The organism is Luteibacter sp. NPDC104163 (assembly GCF_055584245.1).
The window spans coordinates 296,943-318,288 of record NZ_JBVJMK010000002.1 but is presented as its reverse complement, the minus strand read 5'-3'; the positions used below and the strand labels follow the sequence as shown (position 1 = coordinate 318,288).

Genomic DNA, 21,346 nt, shown 5'->3' with positions numbered 1-21,346 from the left:
TTGTTCTGTTGTGGGCGCCCGCGTGCGCGCTGTGGGCGCGGGCGCACCCCCCCCCCGCGCCCCCCCCCGCTCCCACAACGAGATTTACGGCCGCTCTAACCCGCCTCGTATAGCTCAATCGGCTGATCGTCAGGGTCGGCGAAGAAGGTGAAGCGCTTGCCGGTGTATTCGTCCGTGCGGATCGGCTCGCACGCCACGCCGTGGGCGGTGATGCGGGCTACCGCGGCGTCGATGTCATCCACCGCGAACGCGATGTGCCGCAGGCCCTGCGCCTCGGGGCGTGACACGCGCGGCGGCGGCGACGGAAACGAGAACAGTTCGATCTGCACGCCCGGCGCGACTTCCAGGTCCAGCTTCCACGAATCGCGCGCCTCGCGATACGCCTCGTGGACCACCTTTAGCCCGAGCACCTCGGTGTAGAACGCCTTCGAACGCGCATAGTCCGAGCAGATGATGGCGACGTGGTGGATGGCTTTCAGCATGTCTTCGATTACGCCTCGTTGAAGGGGAACGCCAGCACGTCGGCGATCCGGTCGGTATCGGCGAGCACCATCAGCAGGCGCTCGACGCCCATGGCCACGCCGGCGCAGTCGGGCATGGCGCCGAGCACGGCGAGCAGGTTTTCATCCAGCGGCACCTCGTGCTGGCCGCGCTCGCGGCGTACCGCGTTATCGCGTTCAAACCGCGCGCGCTGTTCCTTTGGGTCGTTGAGTTCGTGGTAGCCGTTGGCCACTTCGTACTGGCCCACGTAGACCTCGAAACGCTCGGCCACCGGCGGCTCGACCTTGCGGATCCGCGCGAGCGCGCACTGCGATGCCGGGAAGTCCGAGACCACGGTGACGCGGTCGCGGGTGAAGGTCGGCTGGATCCGGTGGGTCATCAGCAGGTCGAGCCAGTCGTCGCGCGTGAGGCCCTCGCCGTTGATGTGGACGTCGCCGATCGCGCCCTGCAAGGTCTCGACCGGCGCGGTGAGCGCATCGATGCCAAGGGCATCGTGGAACAGCCCGCGATAGGTCGTCTCGACGATGTCGAAGGTGCGGCCCGCTTCGAGCAGCAGTTTCTCCAGCAGGTCGATCACCTCGCGCGCCAGGCGCGCATCGTCCCAGCCGACCCGGTACCACTCCAGCATGGTGAATTCGGGATTGTGCCGGCCACCGGCCTCGCCGTCGCGGAACACCCGGCCCAGCTCGTAGCAGTCGCCCAGCCCCGCGGCCAGAAGGCGCTTGAGCGGGAATTCCGGCGAGGTGCGCAGCCAGCGCTGGGCGGGGCCGGCATCGACGTGGCCGCTGAAGCGGGTGTGGAAGCTCTGGATGTTCGGATCGGTGTTGCCCGCCGCGGAAAGCATCGGCGTCTCGACCTCGAGCACCCCGCGCTCGGCGAAGAACGTGCGGATCCGCGCGTACGTCTTCGCACGCAGGCGCAGGTGCTTCAGGTCCTGGCTCACGGCGCCGCACCGTGCTGGGCCAGCAGCGCGATCAGGTCGGCCTCGGTGTGCACCGGGATCCCGAGCTCCGTGGCCTTGTCGAGCTTGGAACCCGCGGCTTCGCCGGCGAACACGCCGGTGGTCTTCTTCGACACCGAACCCGCGACCTTCGCCCCGAGCGCCTCGAGGCGTTCCGTGGCGTCGTCGCGCTTCAGTGTTTCCATCGTGCCGGTGATGACGTAGGTATGGCCTTCGAGCGGGAGCGCCGCAGCGGACTTCGCCGGCAGGGCTTCGAGCAGCGAACGCATCGCCCAGTCGCTGCGCGCCAGTTCCGCGGCGTTGCGCGGGTCGGCGAGGTACAGCGTGAGGTTCGTGGCGGCGGCCTGCGGCACGCCGGCGACGATCCACTGGTGTTCGCTAGCCTGCACCAGCGCCTCCAGCGTGGCGTACTGCTTGCCCAGCAAGGCCGTGCTCTTCGGGCCGAGCTTTGCGATCTTGGCCGAATCGAGCAGGACGTCGAGACCCAGGCGATCGCGCAGCTTCGGCGACGGCGCACCTTCGTCCGAGAACGTGATGCCTGCCGCGAGCAGCGCATCGACGACCTTCTCGTTGCCCTCCTGCTCGAAGAACGCAGCGATCGAGGTCGCGACCTCGTCGCCGATATCCGGCAGCACGCGCAGCACGGCTGCCGGCGTTCCCCGGATGTTTTCCAGCGAACCCAGCCACAATGCCAAGGTTTTCGCCGTGCTCTCGCCGATATGCATGATGCCCAGGCCGAACAGGAAGCGCGGTAGCGTTGATTTTTTGCTGGCTTCGATCGAAGCGACCAAGTTCTCGGCCCACTTGCTGGCGACCTTGCCCTGCTTCACGGTCTCCGGCGTGGAGCCATCGCGCTCGTCGGCACGGCGCTTCATTTCGATGAAGTGGTCTACGGTGAGGCCGTAGAGATCCGCCGGCGTCTTCACCATGTCGAACTCGACCAGCGCATCGACGAAGCGATCGCCGAGGCCGTCGATATCCATGGCGCGGCGCGAGGCGAAGTGGATCAGGGCTTCCTTGCGCTGCGCGGCGCAGATCAGGCCACCGGAGCAGCGATACGCGGCCGCGCCCTCTTCGCGCACGATTTCGGAGTTGCACACCGGGCAATGCGACGGCATCTGCCAGGGCACCGTGCCCGCGGGACGGCGGTCTTCGACTACGCGCGCGACTTCAGGGATCACATCGCCGGCACGGCGCACGATGACCGTATCGCCGACGCGCACATCGAGGCGCGCGACCTGGTCGGCGTTGTGCAGCGTCGCGTTCGTGACGGTGACGCCACCGACGGAGACCGGCGTCAGGCGCGCGACGGGCGTCGCCGCGCCGGTGCGGCCGATCTGGATCTCGATGGCCTCGACCGTCGTTTCCTGCTCTTGCGCGGGGTATTTGTGGGCGATGGCCCAGCGCGGTGCGCGCGAGACGAAACCCATCTCCTGCTGGCCGGCGTAGTCATCGAGCTTGTAGACCACGCCGTCGATGTCGTACGGCAGACTGTCGCGCTTCGCGCCGATCTTGCGGAAGTAGGCGATGAGGCCGTCGAAGCCCGACGCGGTGGACACTTCCGGCGAAACCGGGAAGCCCCACGCGCGCAACTGCTGCAGGGTGGCCGAATGCGTATCCGGCAGCTCGCCGTCTTCGACACGGCCCACGGCATAGGCGAAGAACGCCAGCGGGCGCTTCGCGGTGATCGCGGGATCCAGCTGGCGTAGCGAACCGGCGGCGCCATTGCGCGGGTTGGCGAGCGGCTTTTCACCGGTGGCGCGGGCGCGCTCGTTGAAGGCCTCGAAACCGGCGCGTGGCATGATCACCTCGCCACGCACCTCGAGCACGCGCGGCCAGCCTTCGCCGCGCAGGCGCAGCGGGATCGCCTTCACCGTACGCAGGTTCGCCGTGACGTCTTCGCCGACGGCGCCGTCGCCACGGGTCGCACCCTGTACGAACACACCGTTTTCGTAGCGCAGGCTGATCGCGAGGCCATCGAGCTTCGGCTCCACCGAGAACACCGGTTTGGCCCGGCCGAGCGTCTGCTCGATGCGCCGTTCGAAATCGGCCACTTCGCGATACTTCTCGCGATCGGTGTCGCCTTCGGTTTCGAAGGCATTCCCCAGCGACAGCATCGGCACGGCGTGGGTGACTTCGGCGAAGCCACCGTGTGCACGCGCGCCGACCCGGCGCGTCGGTGAGTCATCGCTGGCGAGGTCGGCGTACTGGCCCTCCAGCGCCTCCAGCTCGCGCATCAGCTTGTCGTATTCGGCATCCGCGATGTCCGGATCGTCCAGCACGTGGTACTTGTAGTTCGCATCCTCGATGCGGCGGCGAAGGTCGGCGGCACGCGCGGCGGCTTCGACAGGGGCGATGGCTTGGGGCATGTGCAGGATCCGTGATGAACGCGCGGGGGCCAGGCGCGACCGTAAAGGATATCCCCATTCCGTTATAATGGCTTGGCCATGCCTGCCGACGACGTCATCGAAAACCCCAACACCCCCGACGTCCACCCCTTACCCACCGACAAGCCCGCCCTGGCTCCCGCGGAGCCGTCCAGCAGGGCGCGTTATCGCGGCCTGATCTGGCTGGTGGCTGCCGGCTTCTTCATGCAGGCGCTGGATTCCACCATCGTGAACACGGCCGTGCCGTCGATCGCGAATGCGCTGGACGTGACCCCGCTCAGCATGCGCACGGCGCTGACGAGCTACGTGCTGACCCTGGCGATCTTCATCCCCATGAGCCCCTGGCTGTGCGATCGCTTCGGCACCCGCAAGGTGTACGGCGGCGCCATCCTGGTGTTCGCGCTGGGCTCGCTGTTGTGCGGCGTCGCGCAATCGCTGCCCCAGCTCGTCGCCGCGCGCATCGTGCAGGGCCTCGGCGGCGCGGCGCTGATGCCGGTCGGCCGCTACGTGCTGGTCCGCAGCATCGACCGGCGCGAGTTCGTTAGCTCCATGAGCACCGTGGCGACCTTCGGCCTGCTCGGCTCGGTGTTCGGGCCGCTGCTCGGCGGCGCGATCGTCGAGTTCACCCACTGGCGGCTCATCTTCCTGATCAACGTGCCGGTGAGCCTCGTCGGGCTGTGGCTGAACCGGCGCGAGATGCCGGACTACCGCCTCGACCGCGCCAACCGCTTCGACATGCTCGGCTTCCTGCTGTTCGCGGGCGCCTCGGCGCTGTGCCTGCTGGTGGCGGAGACGCTCGGCGGCAACGGCAAGCCGTTGTGGATCGCGGCCTCCGGTGCCGGCGCATTGTTGCTGGCCACGCTCTACGTGCGGCATAGCCGGCGCACCGAGTTCCCGGTCAGCGATCTCTCGCTGCTGAAGGTGCGCAGCGTGTGGGTATCGCTCGCCGGCAACCTGTTCACCCGGCTCGGCGTTTCCGGCATGTACCTGCTGCTGGTGCTGTTCCTGCAGATCGGCTGCGGGTGGTCGCCGCTGGTGGCCGGCCTGATGATGGTGCCGCAGGCGCTGGGCTCGATCTCGGTGAAGCCGTTCATCCACCGGCTCATCACGCATTTCGGCTATCGCCGCCTGCTGCTGGGCAACACGATCCTGGTCAGCATCGTGCTGTGCGCGTTCGCGCTGCTGAATACCGATACGCCGGCCTGGATCATCGCTGCGTTCGTTTACGTGTATGGCGCGGTGATGTCAGTGCAGTACACCTCGATGAACACGCTCGCCTATGTGGATGTCGATGTGAAGCAGGCTTCGATGGCTTCGTCGATGGCCTCGACGGCGCAGTACCTGTCGATGAGCTTCGGCATCGCCCTGGCGACGCTGCTCATGGCCGGGTTCCTCGGCTCTTCCGACCAGCACCCGTACGTGTGGGCATTCCGCTGGTCGGTGATCGTGCTCGGCCTGATCACCCTGGCGGCGAGCTGGGTCTTCAGCCGCCTGCGCGATACCCGCGAGCCACAGGTCGCCAGCGCGGCCGGTTAGCGGCTACCCTCGGGAGGCCGCGCTTACCGGCGGCGTTTGATCAGGACCGATCACCATGCACGACTCGGCAGGCATCCTGCTTACACTCTTCGTTATTTTCGTCGCCGCCCAACTCGGCGGCGAGATCGCGCAACGCCTTAAATTACCGGCCGTGGTGGGCGAAATCGCCGCCGGCTGTGCCATCGGCCCGAGCGCGCTCGGCTGGATCGCGGTACCCGATATCGCGACCGGCACCCCCCTCGATGTGCTCGCCGAAATCGGCGTGATCTTGCTCCTTTTCTCAGTCGGTCTGGAAACGCGTCTCGACGACCTGAAGAAGGTCGGGGCCAGCGCTTTTCTCGTCGGCGTGCTCGGTGTCTTCATTCCGTTCGGCCTCGGCGCGCTGTGGGCGCACGGGTCGGGCTTCGACTGGATCCGCTCGATGTTCGTGGCCGCGGCGTTCGTCGCCACCTCGGCAGGCATCACCGCGCGGGTGTTGCAGGAACTGGGCGTGCTGCAGCGGCAGGAGGCGCGGATCATCCTTGGCGCCGCGGTGATCGATGACATCCTGGCGATGCTGCTGCTCGGCGTGGTTTCCTCGCTGCAGGGCGGCGGCAACGTCGACGTGGGCAGCCTGGTCGGCACGCTGCTCGGCGCGGTCGGGTTTGTGGCGGTGATCGGCTGGGGCGGCACGCGGGTGATGCGGCGCGGCTCCGGCTGGCTGGAGAAGCCGGCCAACCCGATGTCCGCGCTGGCGATCGTCCTGGCCCTGTGCCTGGGCCTGGCCTACCTCTCCATGCGTTTCCACCTGGCCGCGATCATCGGCGCGTTCCTCGCGGGCATGATCGCGTCCGAGACCCGGCAGCGGCACCAGCTGGAGGAACAGACGGCACCGCTGCTCGCCTTCCTCACGCCGTTCTTCTTCGTGGTCACCGGGGCAAAGGTGAACCTTTCCGCGCTGGCCTCGGGCGATGCCCTGCTGGCCCTGCTGGTGGTCACCCTGATCGCGATCGTCTCCAAGCTCGCCGGCGGCTTCCTCGGTGCGCTGAAGCTGGGCAAGCGTGGCGCCACCATCGTGGGCTTCGGCATGGTCCCACGCGGTGAGGTTGGCGTGGTGATCGCCAGCCTGGGCCTGGCCGCCGGCGTCTTCGACGAAACGATCTACGCGGTGATCGTGGCGATGTCGCTGCTCACGGCCATGGTGACGCCGCCGATCCTGGCGTTGTTGCTGAAGAAAGCCTGAGGTTTCCTCGGTCGATCTTGCGATAGACGGCCCTTGTGGGAGTGAGCTTGCGAACGATGCCTTCCCGCGGCTCATCGTTCGCAAGCTCACTCCCACTGCCCTAGGCGGGTCCGCTATGCACTCGCGGGAGCACGCTGGCGCGCGATACCTTCCCGCGTCACCCCTTCGATTTCTGATAGGCCAACAACGCCTCCTCGCGCGTGGCCTTCAGGTCCACGATGGGCTTGGGATACCCCGATGCCTTGAGGTACGCCTCATCCTCCCAGGGCGCATGCACCAGCTTCCCAGGCGCATCGCGCAGCTCGGGCACCCAGCGCCGGATGTAAGCCCCATCCGGATCGAACTTTTCCGACTGCGTCACCGGGTTGAAGATGCGGAAGTACGGCGCCGCGTCGGCGCCGCTGCCGGCGACCCACTGCCAGCCCATCGCGTTATTGGCGAGGTCGGCATCGACCAGCGTGTCCCAGAACCACTTCTCACCCAGGAGCCAGTGCTGGCGGAGGTTCTTGGTAAGCAGGCTGGCCACGAGCATGCGCACGCGGTTGTGCATCCAGCCGGTGGCCCAGAGCTCGCGCATGCCGGCGTCGACGATGGGAATGCCGGTCTTGCCCTGTTTCCAGCGGCGCAGGGCATGCGCATCGCGCTTGGCCCACTTGAAGGCATCGAACTTCTTGTTGAAGTTCTTCTTCGGCGTATCCGGGAAGTGCCAGAGCAGGTGGTGGCCGAATTCGCGCCACCCGAGCTGGCGCAGGTAGGGCTCGAGGTCGGGGGCGTTCTTGCGCCGGGCAAAGTGGGCGCGCAGGCGCTCCGCCACCTGGCGCGGGGAGATCTCGCCGAAATGCAGGTGCGGCGACAGCCGCGAGGTGCCATGCCGGGCCGGCAGGTCGCGGCCCTCGCTGTAGTGGCCCACGGCGTCATCGGCGAACAGGCTTAGCATCTCCTGGGCGCCTTCTTCACCGGGCGTCCACTCGTGGAACCCCTTGGCCCAGTCGAGTTCGGGCAGCAGGCCGAGGCTGTCGATGCTGGCCGGTTTCTTCAGCGTGTCCATGCGCAGCGGCGTGGGCTCGTCCAGCGCGGCGTGTTCGTCGATCCGCGTCCGCAGGTTGCGCCAGAACGGCGTGAACACGCGATAGGGCTCGTCCTCCTTGGTGGCGATCTCCCAGGGGTCGCACCACAGGTTGGCGTTGAACGAGGCCACGTCGATCCCGTCCGCCTCGAGCGCCTTGCGGACCTTTGCGTCCCGCTTGCGGATGGCCGGGTCGTACAGCAGGTTGAAATAGACGGCCGAGGCGCCGGTCTCCTTGATGACCTTCCGGAGCACCTCCAGGCTGCCCTCATCCCCTGTGGGAGCGCGCTCGCGCGCGATAGCCACCTGCAAGCCCCCCTTATGCCTGCGCAACCCCCGGTCCAGCGCCTCCAGCGAATGATGCAGCCACCACCGGCTGGCCGCCCCGGGGGCCCACTCCCCCTCCTCTTCCGGCGCATGGATATACAGCGGGATGACCCGCTCATGCGCCCCGGCGGCGGCCACCAGGGCGGGATTATCTGCAAGACGGAGGTCGCGTCGGAACCAGACGATAGCGGTAGTCATCGGCGTAGTATCCACGTTGTGGGTGAAATACGGATGCCGATCTACATTTGTTCAGACTGAATGTTTGAGACTGTGCGCACGCGCGGTCCTCTCCCTGCCTGGCCACGCGAAAGAAAGGAGATCCACATGAATATCAAGACCATCCTCGGCATCCCCATGGCCGCCCTGCTCGCCACGGCGGTCGCCACGCCGGCCGCGGCCGCCACGCTGACCCGCAGCGATGGCATCTACGTGCGCTGCGAACAGTGCGGCGTGGTGCAGAGCATCGAAACCAACATCACCCAGGGCCGTGACCACGGCACCGCGGGCGCCGTGATCGGCGCGATCGCCGGTGGCGTCCTCGGCAACCAGGTCGGCAAGGGCAAGGGCAAGACCCTCGCCACCGTCGGCGGCGCGGTCGGCGGCGGCTTCGCCGGCAACGCGATCGGCAAGGGCGGTGGCGGCGAGAGCTACACCCTGCGGATCAAGATGGGCACCGGCGGGTACTCGAACGTGACCGTGAAGGATGCTTCGGCGATCCGTACGGGCGATATCGTGGTCGTGGATGACCAGGGGAATGTGCAGCGGGTGCAGTAAGCCGGCGCCGTTCTTCAGCAACGAAAAAGGCCGGGTTCGCCCCGGCCTTTTTTATTGGCGTGTGTCGCCGGCTCCTTCAGCAAGCCCGAATAGCCTTCGCCGGATCAACCCGAGCCGCGCGCGTCGAGGGAAACGAAGCCGACACCTGCCCCAACGCGATGATCGCCACCGCACTCGTGGCGATCATCCACGCGGGCATCGCTGGGACGCCGTAGCGATCGCCCAGCCACGCGTTGAACGCCCAGGCGGCGATCGCTCCAATCACTACGCCAGCGCCGCAGAGCATGGCGTTCTCGACAAGGAAGTAGCGGATCACGGCAAGGCGCGTGGCGCCCAGGGCTCGGCGGATGCCGATCTGGCGCTTGCGTCGTTCCACCCAGAAGCCGGTGAGGCCGACGATGCCCAATGAGGTGACGAAGACCAGGATGAAGCAGATCGCGGTGAGGCTGATCGCCATGGCGCGGTCGCGTTCGTAGGCGGTGGCGCGTATCTCGCTCAGCGGGCGCACCTTGCCGAAGGTGCGTTGCGGGTTCGCCGCGCGCAGCGCCTCGGTAGCCGCGGCCATCGCTGCGCCAATCTTCCCTGGCTGTGCCCGGATCAGGTAGAGCCCGCGCGCGCCGTGATCGGTCATGGGAACAACAACGGAGTCTTCCGCGGCGGAGACGTCGGCGGTGGCGGCGGCGTTACCGGTTTGCAGGCGGTCGAGGACGCCGATGATCCGCAGCGGGCGGTTGGGCTCCGCGGTGAGGAACACCGTCTGGCCCAGCGCCGAACGCCCAGGGAACAGGCGATCGGCGAGTGAACGCGTCACGAGGGCCACCGGCGGCAGTGGCGCTCGGTTGAACGTGCCATCGGTGACGTCGCCGCGCGTGAAGTCGCGGCCCTCGCGCAACTTCAGCCCCAGCGCACCGACACCTCGCGCATCGAATGCGTAGATGGCCACATCGCCCTGCTGCGCCTGGATGTCCTTCGCGCCGGGACGCAGGCTGACGCCTTCCGTCCACCCGCTCCCGCGCAACGGATAACTGTTCGTGGCGACGGCATCGGCGATCCCCGGCGCGGCGCGCAGTGCCGCGAGGTCGGTCTCACGCTGGCCGCGTGCGCCTTCCGTATTATCCAGCCGATAGCCCAGGGCGAACATGTCACGCTCGTCCACGCCGGTCGACGCGGTGAGGTGCGCGGTGCGCACCCCGATGATGAAGACGATGTTCCCGACGACGGCCAGCGTCAGCGCGATCTGGAGAATGAGGAGCCCTGCTCCCAGGCGGCCGCGTTTGAGGGCGGCGAAGATCGGGGCGATATCGTTAAGCATCACAGGCCTCCCCTCAGCTGCAGGCCAGGTGCGGTACGCATGGCCAGCCACGCGGGATAGATGCCCGCGATGACAGCGGACGCGGCAGCCAGCGCGACCGTGGCGGCGAGAAGCGGACCATCGATGGTGGCGATCCGCGCAAGATCCGCCGGAAACAGGCTACGCATGGCTGCGAGCGCACCGAGCGTCACGGCGACACCGAGCGCGCCGGCACACGTCCCGATCAGTCCCGCCTCGGTGGCGGCCTGGAGGAACACGGTGCGGCGCGTGGCGCCGAGTGCGCGACGCAGGCTGTATTCGCCGGAGCGCGCCAGCGAGCGGGCAAGCATGAGCGCGAGGGCGCAGACGATGCAGATGCCCAGGAAAGCGAAGGCCACCACCGTTGAGAGACGCGCGTCGTCGCTGACGATCCTGCGGGCGACCAGCCAGTCGGGAACATTCCTCAGGCGGACGTTTGCCGGCCAGCCGAAACGCCCGGCCGCGCGCTGCTGGTCGGCATAGGCGATGAGCCCCTGGCGATAGGCGTTCTCCGCGGCGGGCGTGGGCAGCTCTGCCCAGTACTGCAGCCACACGCACTCGGAGGCGAGCAGGTCGGCATACGTCTGCCCACGCGGGCCGGCGTCGCAGAACTCATAGCCTTCCGTGGACATCCCAAGGCCCACCGCGGTCTGCAATGGCACGTAGACATCCTCGCTTTCATCGAATGCCTGGCCACCCTCGACATCGAAGAACCGCGGCCGCGGATCCCATGCGCCGGTGACACCGACGATGCGCCAGGCGTCGCCGTTGAGTACCAACGTACGGCCCACGCTGTTCTCGCCATTGAAGACGCGATCGTTGAGCGCGGCGGAGATCACCGCCACACGAGCGCGGTCGGATTCTTCCGCGTCCGTCCAGCCGCGACCGTAACGCAGCGGTACATCGAACAGGGAAAAGAACGGCGCCGAAGCGGCACGCCCGGCGACGTGCTCACCCTTCGCGGATGCGCCACCGGCCTGCATGATGAAACCGACCTGGACCATGGCCGCCTCGCGGAGCGCCCGGTGCATGGCCAGCAACGCCGCGGCGTCGCGCCACGTCATCTGCACGGCGGGCTCGTCATCGCCCGGCTTGCGGCTGCGCGGTCCGCCATTGTCGACCTGGACGGCAAATAGCCGGGATGATTTCGCGGGGATCGGATCCCGGGCCATGCCGTGCAGGATCGTGTAGGCCGACATGCTCATCGCGACGCCAAAGGCCAACGCCAGGATCATCATGGCGACGAGCACCGGTTTGTGTCGCATGCTCGCCAGCGCGAGCCTCACGTAATAACCGCCGAGCATCCGCTTCTCCCCTGGCTCCCTGGGCACGGCCCCCGCCGTGGCCCGCGAACCATAGCACCCGCGCGTGCGCGAAAAGCATCGACCGCCGCACAGGGCTTAGCAGGCGGTGCGAACCCTGGCGGCTACCGCATCCCAGAACGCCTCGGGCAGTACCGCACGGACCGGCACGCGCCACCAGTTCGCCCGCGCGAACGGCAGGCACTTCACCGCATCCTTGTCGGTCATCAAGACGGGGCAACCATCGGCGAACGTGAAGTCATCGCTCGTGAACGCGTGGTGGTCGGCGAATGGATGGCCGTCGACAGCGATGCCGTGGGCGGCGAGGCTGGCGAAGAAACGCGACGGGTTGCCGATACCGGCGACCGCGTGCGCCGGGCGGCCGGCGAAGTCCGCCAGCGGCGCGCTTAGCGTCGGATCATCCAGGTTCACGGCTACGCCGCCCTCGAGCCGCATGGGAATTTCGTTGGCTTGCGGCGTGCCGCCATTCACCACGATGAAGTCGACGGTCGCGAGCCTCGATGCCGGTTCGCGCAGCGGACCCGCCGGAAGGAGGTGTCCGTTGCCGAGCCTGCGGTCGCCGTCGACCACGCAGATCTCGACATCGCGACCCAGGCGATGATGCTGAAGCCCATCATCCGCCAGGACCAGGTCGCATCCGGCTTCGATCAGCAAGCGGGCCGCTTCGGGACGCCGCGCGCCGATCGCGACCGGGATGTCGTACTGGCGGATCAGTGACGGTTCGTCGCCCACCATCGCTGGGCTGTCGGTTTCTGCGAGCAGGTGCGGCCCACGTTCCGTGCCGCCGTAGCCGCGACTGACGACGCCTGGCCGGAAGCCGCGCTCGGTCATCGCCTGCGCGAGCGCAATGATCAGCGGGGTCTTACCCGTGCCGCCTGCCGTGATGTTGCCGACGACGACGACCGGGACCGGCAGGTGAACGATTCTGGAGGGATCGGCCCGGAACGCTTCCGCGCGGCGGCGAATGGTTCGCGCGTACAGCGACTCGAGCATGCGCGCCCACATGGGCGGCCGCCCCTCGCCATACCACCGCCGCTGTAACGACGCCCCCAGCGCCACGGTTAGCCCGCCGTGGCCTGCTCGTGGAACTGCATGCGATGCAGGGCGGCGTACTGGCCACCCTGGTCGAGCAGCTCACGGTGCGTGCCGAGCTCGATCACCCTGCCCTGTTCCATCACGGCGATCTGGTCGGCGTGTTCGATGGTGGACAGGCGGTGCGCGATAACCAGCGTGGTGCGGTCGCGCATGAGGCGGGTGAGCGCATCCTGGATCAGGCGTTCCGATTCGGTATCGAGCGCACTGGTTGCTTCGTCGAGCACGAGGATGGGGGCGTTCTTGAGGATCGCGCGCGCGATGGCGATGCGCTGGCGCTGGCCACCCGAGAGCGAGTTGCCGCCCTGGCCGATGCGGGTGTTCAGGCCTTCGGGCAGGCGCTCGATGAACTCCATCGCGTTCGCGGCCTTCGCCGCCGCGATGATGTCGGCTTCCGACGCATCGGCCATCTCGCCATAGGCGATGTTCGCGGCCACGGTGTCGTCGAACAACACGACATGCTGGCCCACCCACGCGATCTGCTTGCGCAGCGACGGCAGCGTGTACTGCGTGTAGTCGCGGCCATCGATGAGGATCCGGCCCTTCGTCGGCTCGTAGAAGCGCGGGAGCAGGCTCACCAGGCTGGACTTGCCGCTGCCGGAACGGCCGACCAGCGCGGTGACGGTGCCGGGAGCACAAACCAGGTTCACGCCACGCAGGGCGACGTGCTCATTGCGCTCGTAGACCAGGTGGATGTCTTCGAAACGGATATCGCCCTTGGTGCGCTCGAGCACTTCGGTGCCGTTATCGATCTCGGCCGGCTGGTCCATGATCTCGAACAGATCCTCGGCCGCCGTGACACCCTTCTGCAGGCTGGCCTGGATACCCGCGAGGCGCTTCAGCGACGGCATCATCGCGCCCATGGCGGTAAGCACGGCGGTGAAGATGCCGGGCGAAATCGTGTAGAGGATGTCCGGCCGCGTCGCCAGGAACACCAGCATGGCCAGGGCCATGGCGCCGACGGTCTGGATGGTCGCGCTCGATGCGGCGCTGGTCGCGGAGACCTTGAGGTTGAGGCGACGCTGGCGTTCAGCCACCTCGCCAAAGCGCTCGGCCTCGCGGACCTGGCCACCGTAGATGCGCACCTCGCGGTTCGCCGCGACGGCTTCTTCGACCGCGCTGGTGACCGTGCCCATGTTGCCCTGGATGCGCTTGCTGATCTTGCGGTAACGGCGGCTGATGACCGTGACCAGGGCGACCACGCACGGCACCAGCACGACCAGCGCCAGGGTGAGGTAGGCGCTGTAATACAGCATGACGCAGAGCATGCCGATGACGGTGAAGCCTTCGGTGATCGCGACCTTCAGCGAATCGGCCGACGCGGCGGCCACCTGCTCAGAGGTATAGGTGACGCGCGAAATCTGCTGGCCGGACGGTTCGCGGGCGAAGAACGCCGACGGCAGGCGCAGGTAGGCGGCGAACACGTCGATGCGCATGGCCTGCACGACGTTGCGGCCCACGTAGGCGATGCCGTAGTCGGTGATGTACGAGGCCACGCCACGGACGAGGAAGATGCCGATGATCCAGATCGGCATCCAGAAGATCGTTTCCGGGTTCTTGTCGACGAAGAGGTTGTCGATCATCGGCTTGAGCGAGCCGGTGAAGACCGACAGGCAGACCGGGTCGATGATCATGCCGATGATGGCGATGTAGCCGGCGGTACGGAACCGCCTCGTATAACTGAGCAGCCGCTTATAGGTCGCCCAGGTCCGGGCATCCCAGACCGAGACCTTCTTGGGTTGGGCGCTCACTGGGCGCCCGCCATCTCGGTGGGGGTGGTGGCGATCGACAGGCGGGTGTAGCCGACCTGGCCCAGGGCATCCATGGCGCGCACGACATTCTGGTGCGGGGTCATCGCATCGGCGCGGATGATGACGAGGCGATCGTGGTTGTCGCCGCCGACGCGCTCGATCGCGCTCTTCAGCGGCTCGATGCCCTCGCCCAGCACTTCATCGCTACCGACCGAATAGTGGCCGTCGCGATCGACGACGACGGTCAGCGCGTTGTCGGTGGATTCCCGCGCCTCGGCGTCGGCCTTGGGCAGGTTCACCTTTAGCCGCGAGTGTTCGACGAAGGTGGTGCTGAGCACGAAGAACATGAGCAGGGTAAGCAGGACGTCGATCAACGAAATGACGTTGATCTCGAAATCGTCCTCACGACGGGCACCGATGCGCATGGATCAGCCGACCTGCGCCGAGGCTTGGGCATCGGTGGCGCGACGGCGCGGCGCGGGCGCGCGCACAGAGAGATCGTCGAGCAGCGCGGTGGCTTCCTTTTCCATCTGCACGACGTAGCCGCCGACTTTGGAACGGAAATAACGGTGCAGCACGTAGGCGGGGATCGACACGACCAGGCCGAACGCGGTGCAGATGAGTGCCTCGCCGATGCCGCCGGCCATCTTGGTCGGATCGCCAATGCCGCCGGCCATGACGTTCATGAACATGCGGATGAGGCCGATGACCGTACCCAGCAGGCCGAGCAGCGGGCCGATGAGCGCGATGGTGCCGAGCGTGTTGAGGTAGCGCTCCATGCGGTGGACCACATGGCGGCCGGTGTCCTCGATGCGCTCCTTGATGATGTCGCGCGGACGGTCGCGCACGGCCAGGGCGCCAGCGAACAGTTCACCCAGCGGAGAACCCTTCTCCAGGGCGGCGAGGTGCGAGGCATCGAGCTGCGACGAACGGGCCCACTCACGGACTTCGGCGCCGAGACCCGGCGGCAGTACCGCGGCGCGGCGCAGCGCCCAGAAGCGCTCGAGCACGATCGCCAGGGCGACAAGCGAACAGATGAGGATGGGCAGAAGCGCCCAACCGCCGGCAAGAAGGATCTCGAGCACGTGAACCCCAAGGGTACTGATCAGTCAGGCGGGCATGATAGCAGGGCCCGGCTGGGGGACTGAGTAGGCCTTCACAATGGCTGAACGTAGGCGCCCGCCGACGAGCCCCGGGCGGCTGTGGGAGCGCGCTTGCGCGCGATGGGGCTTGCCGCCAGACCCATCGCGCGCAAGCGCGCTCCCACACGCTTATTTCGCCAGGAGCTCCAGCTCGGCGACGGCGGCGGGGCCGTTGCCATCGAGGGTGAGACGGTAGTGGGCGTAGCTGCCCGGGGTGGCGATGGTGAACGCCCGGGTCTGGCGGTGCCACGGGAAGGTTTCGCCCTGGCGCTGGTCGAGGACCTGCCAGTGCTTGCCGTCCGTGGAGCCTTCCAGCTTCCAGGCACCCGGCACGGCCGCTTCCGCGCCGGAGCTGATCGTGTACATCGCCACGGTCGCCGGCTTCGCGAGACGGTCGACGAACACCGCCTTACCCGTGGGCAGCGCCAGCTCGGTCGACGAGTCGTTATCGACCGCCGGGGCGACCGCGGTGCCCTTCTTCCCATCGAGGGTGAGATCGGCCGCCTGCAGCACATCGTGGAACGGCGTGGGCTTCTCGCCTTCCGGCGTGATCGAGCCCGGCAGCGCCTCGGCACCGGTGCCCCAGTTGGACGGGGCCGGACCCATCGTGAACTCGAGCGTCGCACCCTTCGCCAGCAGCTCGTGCGGCAGGGTCAGCTTGGTCCACGGCTGGCCGTTGACCTTCAGCGACTGCACGAAGCGGTTGGTATCGCTCACGCCCGGCGCGCGGATGTCGAGCGTGGCACCGTTCTCGAGCTTGACGGTCATGTGCGGGAAGTACGGCGCGCCGATCACGTATTCCGGCGTGCCCATGCGCAGCGGGTAGATGCCGGTGGCGCCGAAGATCCACCACGCCGACATTTCGCCGTTGTCCTCGTCACCCGGGTAACCCTGGCCGATCTCGCTGCCGACATACAGGCGCGACATCGCATCGCGCAGCTTGTCCTGCGTCTTCCACGGCTGGCCCGCCTCGTCGTACATCCAGATGATGTGGTGCGACGGCTGGTTCGAGTGGCCGTACTGGCCCATGCGCACGTCGCGCGCTTCCAGCATCTCGTGGATCACGCCCTTGTAGTCGCCCACGTCGAACGTACCCGGCGTGCTGAAGAACTGGTCGAGCTTGGCGCCGAGCTGCTCGCGGCCACCGTAGAGACCGGCCAGTCCCGCGCCATCCTGCGGGGCGTCGAAGGCCATGTTCCAGGCGTTGGTCTCGGTGTAGTCGCCGCCCCAGCGGGTCGGGTTGAACTCGCTGGCCTTCCAGCGCCACTTGCCGGCCGGATCACGCGCGACGAAGAACTTCACGTCCGGGTCGAACAGGTTGGCGTAGCCCTGGGCACGGCCGCGATACCACTGCGCATCATCGGCGTAATGCTTGTAGTCGCCGCCGTGCGGGGGGTCCTTAGACAGCGCATCGGCCAGGTTGGCGATGCCGAAATCATTGATATAGCCGGCGGTCGACCAGGAAAGGCCTTCGTCGACCTTGTCGTCGGTGTAGCCGTTGAACAGCGAGCGCTCGATCCCCTTGCGGCCGGCACCCTTCACGTCGGTGCTCACCGTGGAAGCGTTGCGGATCGCCGACTGGTAGAAGTTCGCGACATCGAAGTTGCGCACGCCCTTCAGCCAGGCATCGGCGAAAGCGACGTCGGAACTGGTCCCCACCATCAGGTCGGCATAGCCCGGTGAGGTCCAGCGCGCGATCCAGCCACCATCGCGGTACTGCTGGACGAAGCCGTCGATCATCTCGCCCGCTTCAGTCGGGGTGAACAGCGTGTAGGCCGGCCACGCGGTGCGGTACGTATCCCAGAAACCGTTGTTGACGTACGGCTTGCCGTCGACGATGCGCGCACCCGTGTGGGTATCGGTGTTTGCACCGGTCGCCGCCGAGAACGGGCTGGCGTACTGCCACTTCGGGGCGTCCTTCGTACCGGTGTTTTCGTAGGCCTGGTTCGGGTAGAGGAACAGGCGGTAGAGGTTCGAATAGAGGATGGTGCGCTCGTCACGGCTCGCGCCTTCGACCTGGAAGCGGCCGAGGCGGTCGTCCCATGCCTTGCGGGCGCGCTCGCGCACGCTGTCGAAGGTATCGTTCGCCGCGATTTCCTGGCCGAGGTTGGCCTTGGCCTGGTCGACGCTGATCAGCGACGTTGCGATCCGCATCGTCACCTGCTTGCCGCCCTTCTTCGTCGTGTCGAAACCAAACCAAGCCGACGCCGCGTCACGCTTCTCGCCGGTCAGGCGGCCGCTCTCGGCCACCGGCTTGTCGAATTCCGCGTAGAAGAACAGGCGCGTGGCGCCGGTGGAGAGTCCGCTCTTCACGTCGGACCAGCCCTGGATGCTGCGGCCAGCCGGGTCGAGGGTGACGGACGCCTTGTCGTTGAGGTTGTCGAAGATCAGCTGCGCACGCTTGCCGGTGAAGGTGAAGCGGAACATCGCCGCATGGTCGGTCGGCGTGATCTCGGTACGGATGCCGTTGTCGAAACGGACGCCGTAGTAATCCGGGTGCGCGGTTTCCTCGTCATGGCTGAACGACAGGGCGCGCGTCTCGCGCTTCAGCGCCGGGGCGCCGCTTTCGGCCTGCGCCGGCATGACCTGGAAGGTCTGGCGCTCGCCCATCCACGGGCTCGGCTCGTGCGAGGCCTGGAAGGCCTCGATGCGCGGGCGGTTATCCGGCCCGTTGCGTTCCTGGTACTGGTACAGCCAGTTGGATCCGGAATTCGTCACCGGCGTCCAGAAATTGAAGCCATGCGGCATCGCCGCGGCCGGGAAGTTGTTGCCGCGCGAGAAATTGGGGTTGGCGTTGGTGCCACGGCGCGTATCGACGTAGTCGGTCGGGTGGGTGCTCACGAACGCCGGCTGCGCGGCGATCCGGATATCGTCGATCCAGCCTTCGAAGGCCTTGCCGGACGGCGCATCGGCCGCCAGTTCGATCGACTTCACCTTGCGGCCCTTCGCCACCGAGCCCAGGTTCACGCTGACGTAGTTCCACTGGTCCGGGTAGAGCACGCGGCCGAGGCCCTGCCCCTTCGCCGTCGCCGGCACGCGATGCTGATCGACCGCGCCCTTGGTGGAAAGCTTCGAGCCGTCATCGAACACGACATCGACGCTGACGTAGTTCGCCGGGTTGCTCAGGTCATCGCCGTTCGAGCGGGGGAAGACCAGCCACGACAGCACCGTGTCGTCTGCCACCGGAACCGCGGCATCGAACAGCCGCGCGGTGAGGGGCGAACCGGTGGAGGTGCCGGCGTAGTGCAGCGAGTGGGTGCCGGTGAAGCCGACATCCGGCTTCGCGGTGAGCACGACGTCCTTGGGCGGACCGCCGGCGATCTGGACGTCCAGGCCGCCAAATGGCGCCGTGGAAAGCGCCGGGTCGCCGGCTTCGAACGAGCTATGGAACCCCGGCGTGGCCGCCAGGACACCTGCCGGCATCACCACCGATGCGATCGCGAGCGCAAGCGCCGCCCTGCTCCATCCCAGCTTCGTTTCCGTCACGCGCCGTTCCCCTAAGTGGTATGAATCGTGGATTTAAATCGTTCTAAATCGAACTTGTCAAACCGCAGTGCAGCAGATGGGCGGTGCTGTGACCCCCGTCGCTATTCCCGCCAGTAGCGGCTGGCGGGCCGGCGCCACTCCCGGCTGACACGTGGTAACCCCTCAGCGGGGAAATCGATACGCAGCGCGCCGCTACGCGCGGTGTCGTAGACCTCTGCGCCTATCGCCGCGTGCCGGTCGACGACGAGCGGATGCGGGTGCCCGAAGCGGTTGCGCCAGCCGGCACCGGCGATGGCGATACGCGGCCGCACCTTGCGCAGCCAGGCCGCGGACGAGGAGTGCCGGCTGCCGTGGTGGGCGATGGTCGTAACCGTTGGCAGCACGGACGCCAGCTCGCCGGGCGCCATGCGCGCCTCGGAAGCCGCGCCGATGTCGCCCGTCAGCAGCAGGCGGCCGCCCGCACCTTCCACGGCGAGGACGCAGGAGCGCTCATTGGCCTTGGCCTTGCCTGCGGCAGGGAGCGGCACGGCCAAGAAGCGAAAGGTGACGCCATCCCATGACCACGGCGGCATCCCCGCGCATGGCCGGGACGGAAAAGGCAGCCGCCCAGGTTCACCGGCAGACACCACGGCCGCCGGATAGCGCTTCGCGACCGCCCGCGCGCCGCCCGCGTGATCCCTGTCGCCGTGGCTCACCACGAGCGCATCGACCGGCCCGATGCCGAGCGCCGTCACGGAGGGCAGCACGATGCCCGCACCGGCGTCATGCCCGCCCGCGAAGTCGGGCCCCGTGTCGTAGACCAGGGTGTGCGAGCGCGTGCGCAGCAGGACGGCAAGCCCCTGCCCCACGTCGAGCACCCAGGCGCGGAAGGCGCCGGGTGGCGGAAGCTCCCGTGCCGGCCACAGCAACGGCAGGAAACAAAGCAGCGCGAAGCCCCGCAACGGCAGGCCGCGCGGTGCGAACGCCCACGCCGCTCCCGCGGTCGCGAGCATCGCGGGCCACACGCCTGCATCCGCCACCGACAGCTGCGCGCCAGGCCACGCCGCCATGGGCGCCAGCAGGCGCCAGAGCCAGTCCATGATCCAGGCGGCGATCTGCAGCACCGCGGAACCGGGAAGGCCCAGGGGCAACAGGACGCTTCCGATGAGCGCCAGCGGAATGATCGCGAAGCTCACCACAGGCGCCGAGATCAGGTTCGCCGCGAACGACACCAGCGATGCACTCCCGAACCACCAGAGCGCCATGGGCAGCAAGGCCACGCTCATGAGTGCCTGCGTGCGCAGCATTGCCTTCAGCCAGCCCCGCCAGCCATCGCGCACTGGTGCGACACAGGCCATGAGAAACGCGACGCCGGCGAACGACAGCCAGAAGCCGGCCGAGAGCACGGCGAGCGGATCGACCACCAGGACGGCCAGCAATGCCAGCGACAGCAGCGAGAGACCTCCCGCCCGACGACGCATCGCAGCCGCAACGACAAGCACCGCCACCATCAACAGCGCGCGCACGGTGGGCAGTCCCATGCCGGCAGCCAGCCCGTAAGCCAGCGCCACGCCCAGGCCGAGCACCGCCTGGGCGATGCGCCGCGGCACGCGGGTCGCCAGCCAGGGTAGCCACAGGTACAGGCCCCGCACGATCGCCACGCCACCACCGGCGGCCACGCCGATATGGAAGCCGGAGATGGCGATGAGATGCGAGGTACCCGTGGCACGGGCGATATCCCAGTCGGCCGCGTCGAGACCACGCGTGTCGCCGATCGCGAGGGCTTTCAGCATGCGCGATTCGCGCGCACCCAGCGCTTCATCGAAGCGCTGGCCGATGGCATCGCGCCACCCGTCAACACAGTGGCCGCCCGCGACACGCGCGTTCACCGGCGAGGCACGGACATAGCCGGTCGCGACGATGCCCTTCAGCAACGCGGCCCGCTCGGCGTCGGATCCGCCTGGATTGACCACCCCGTGCGGCCGCCGCAGGCGCACGGAGAAACGCCACGTATCACACGCCGACGGTACCTGTGCCGCGCGATACCAGGTGAGCCGCACCGGCCCGGCCAGCCGCGGTTCGCCCGCGCGCGGCAGCGGCTGGAAGAGGAACGAGACATCCCCACCCTGCCGTCGTGGCAGATCGGCGATACGCCCAGTAAGCACGAGGTCTTGCCCTTCCAGCGCATGGGCAAGCCTGGCACCGAGTCGATGGCTCGCGTGCAGCGATGCCCAGCAGGCGAAGAGCACGGCGATCGCCGGCAGCCGCAACCATGGCCACCGGCGCATCATCAGGCAGAGCAAGGCCACCCCTGCCGCCACGCATGTCACGGGCCACGAAGGCAAGGTGGGCAAGGCCTGCGGCACCGCGCAGCCCGCCAGCGCGACGACGGCGATGGTGCAAACGGTGAGCGAAGGAGCGCGAAACGACACGTCGACCTGCGAACCAGACAAGGTTCACCAGCGTAGGT

The 21,346-nt window shown here is 67.6% G+C and carries 15 protein-coding genes; 3 read left to right on the top strand and 12 right to left on the bottom strand.

Going from position 1 to position 21,346, the window contains the following annotated elements; all coding sequences use genetic code 11:
- Positions 1–95: 95 nt before the first annotated feature.
- From gloA2 to ligA, 3 genes are read right to left on the bottom strand one after another with little or no spacing between them, the layout of a single operon-like run.
- Positions 96–482, bottom strand: coding sequence for an SMU1112c/YaeR family gloxylase I-like metalloprotein (gene gloA2, locus ACZ6YI_RS04525; protein ID WP_440325779.1), 387 nt, complete (start codon positions 480–482; stop codon positions 96–98).
- Positions 483–490: 8 nt separating this feature from the next.
- Entirely contained in the window at positions 491–1,444 is a 954-nt protein-coding gene (epmA, locus tag ACZ6YI_RS04520) for an EF-P lysine aminoacylase EpmA (protein ID WP_465777595.1), read from the bottom strand.
- The gene (ligA, locus tag ACZ6YI_RS04515) at positions 1,441–3,831 is read right to left on the bottom strand and encodes an NAD-dependent DNA ligase LigA (RefSeq protein WP_465777594.1); all 2,391 of its coding nucleotides are present in this window, start codon (positions 3,829–3,831) and stop codon (positions 1,441–1,443) included. Before ligA ends, epmA begins: the two co-directional genes overlap by 4 nt.
- A 78-nt stretch (positions 3,832–3,909) precedes the next feature.
- On the opposite strand from ligA, the gene ACZ6YI_RS04510 reads away from it, so the two are divergent.
- Entirely contained in the window at positions 3,910–5,385 is a 1,476-nt protein-coding gene (locus ACZ6YI_RS04510; RefSeq protein ID WP_465777593.1) for an MFS transporter, read from the top strand.
- Between the two features lie 55 nt (positions 5,386–5,440).
- Complete coding sequence (locus ACZ6YI_RS04505) at positions 5,441–6,607, top strand: cation:proton antiporter (RefSeq protein ID WP_440325771.1); 1,167 nt, start codon at positions 5,441–5,443, stop codon at positions 6,605–6,607.
- A gap of 157 nt (positions 6,608–6,764) precedes the next feature.
- On the opposite strand, the gene ACZ6YI_RS04500 is transcribed toward ACZ6YI_RS04505, so the two are convergent.
- Positions 6,765–8,198 carry a cryptochrome/photolyase family protein gene (locus tag ACZ6YI_RS04500; protein ID WP_465777592.1) on the bottom strand — a complete coding sequence of 478 codons (1,434 nt, stop codon included), beginning with the start codon at positions 8,196–8,198 and terminating at the stop codon, positions 6,765–6,767.
- Between the two features lie 126 nt (positions 8,199–8,324).
- On the opposite strand from ACZ6YI_RS04500, the gene ACZ6YI_RS04495 reads away from it, so the two are divergent.
- Positions 8,325–8,774: a glycine zipper 2TM domain-containing protein gene (locus ACZ6YI_RS04495; RefSeq protein ID WP_440325767.1), complete on the top strand. Its 450-nt coding sequence runs from the start codon at positions 8,325–8,327 to the stop codon at positions 8,772–8,774.
- A gap of 76 nt (positions 8,775–8,850) precedes the next feature.
- On the opposite strand, the gene ACZ6YI_RS04490 is transcribed toward ACZ6YI_RS04495, so the two are convergent.
- The 8 genes from ACZ6YI_RS04490 to ACZ6YI_RS04455 form a co-directional block, all read right to left on the bottom strand.
- Positions 8,851–10,086, bottom strand: coding sequence for an ABC transporter permease (locus tag ACZ6YI_RS04490; protein ID WP_465777591.1), 1,236 nt, complete (start codon positions 10,084–10,086; stop codon positions 8,851–8,853).
- Positions 10,086–11,408, bottom strand: a complete 1,323-nt coding sequence (locus ACZ6YI_RS04485; RefSeq protein WP_465777590.1) for an ABC transporter permease — start codon at positions 11,406–11,408, stop codon at positions 10,086–10,088. The genes ACZ6YI_RS04490 and ACZ6YI_RS04485 overlap by 1 nt, the downstream gene beginning before the upstream one ends.
- Positions 11,409–11,504: 96 nt before the next feature.
- Positions 11,505–12,431, bottom strand: a complete 927-nt coding sequence (lpxK, locus tag ACZ6YI_RS04480; protein ID WP_465777589.1) for a tetraacyldisaccharide 4'-kinase — start codon at positions 12,429–12,431, stop codon at positions 11,505–11,507.
- Positions 12,432–12,487: 56 nt separating this feature from the next.
- Positions 12,488–14,269, bottom strand: coding sequence for a lipid A export permease/ATP-binding protein MsbA (gene msbA / locus ACZ6YI_RS04475; RefSeq protein WP_465777588.1), 1,782 nt, complete (start codon positions 14,267–14,269; stop codon positions 12,488–12,490).
- Positions 14,266–14,694 carry an ExbD/TolR family protein gene (locus ACZ6YI_RS04470; RefSeq protein WP_440325755.1) on the bottom strand — a complete coding sequence of 143 codons (429 nt, stop codon included), beginning with the start codon at positions 14,692–14,694 and terminating at the stop codon, positions 14,266–14,268. The genes msbA and ACZ6YI_RS04470 overlap by 4 nt, the downstream gene beginning before the upstream one ends.
- A 3-nt stretch (positions 14,695–14,697) precedes the next feature.
- Positions 14,698–15,354, bottom strand: a complete 657-nt coding sequence (locus tag ACZ6YI_RS04465; RefSeq protein ID WP_440325753.1) for a MotA/TolQ/ExbB proton channel family protein — start codon at positions 15,352–15,354, stop codon at positions 14,698–14,700.
- Between the two features lie 186 nt (positions 15,355–15,540).
- On the bottom strand, positions 15,541–18,834 hold the full coding sequence (locus ACZ6YI_RS04460) for a GH92 family glycosyl hydrolase (protein WP_465777629.1): 3,294 nt from the start codon (positions 18,832–18,834) through the stop codon (positions 15,541–15,543).
- Between the two features lie 164 nt (positions 18,835–18,998).
- Positions 18,999–21,329, bottom strand: coding sequence for a DNA internalization-related competence protein ComEC/Rec2 (locus ACZ6YI_RS04455; protein WP_465777587.1), 2,331 nt, complete (start codon positions 21,327–21,329; stop codon positions 18,999–19,001).
- Positions 21,330–21,346: the final 17 nt, after the last annotated feature.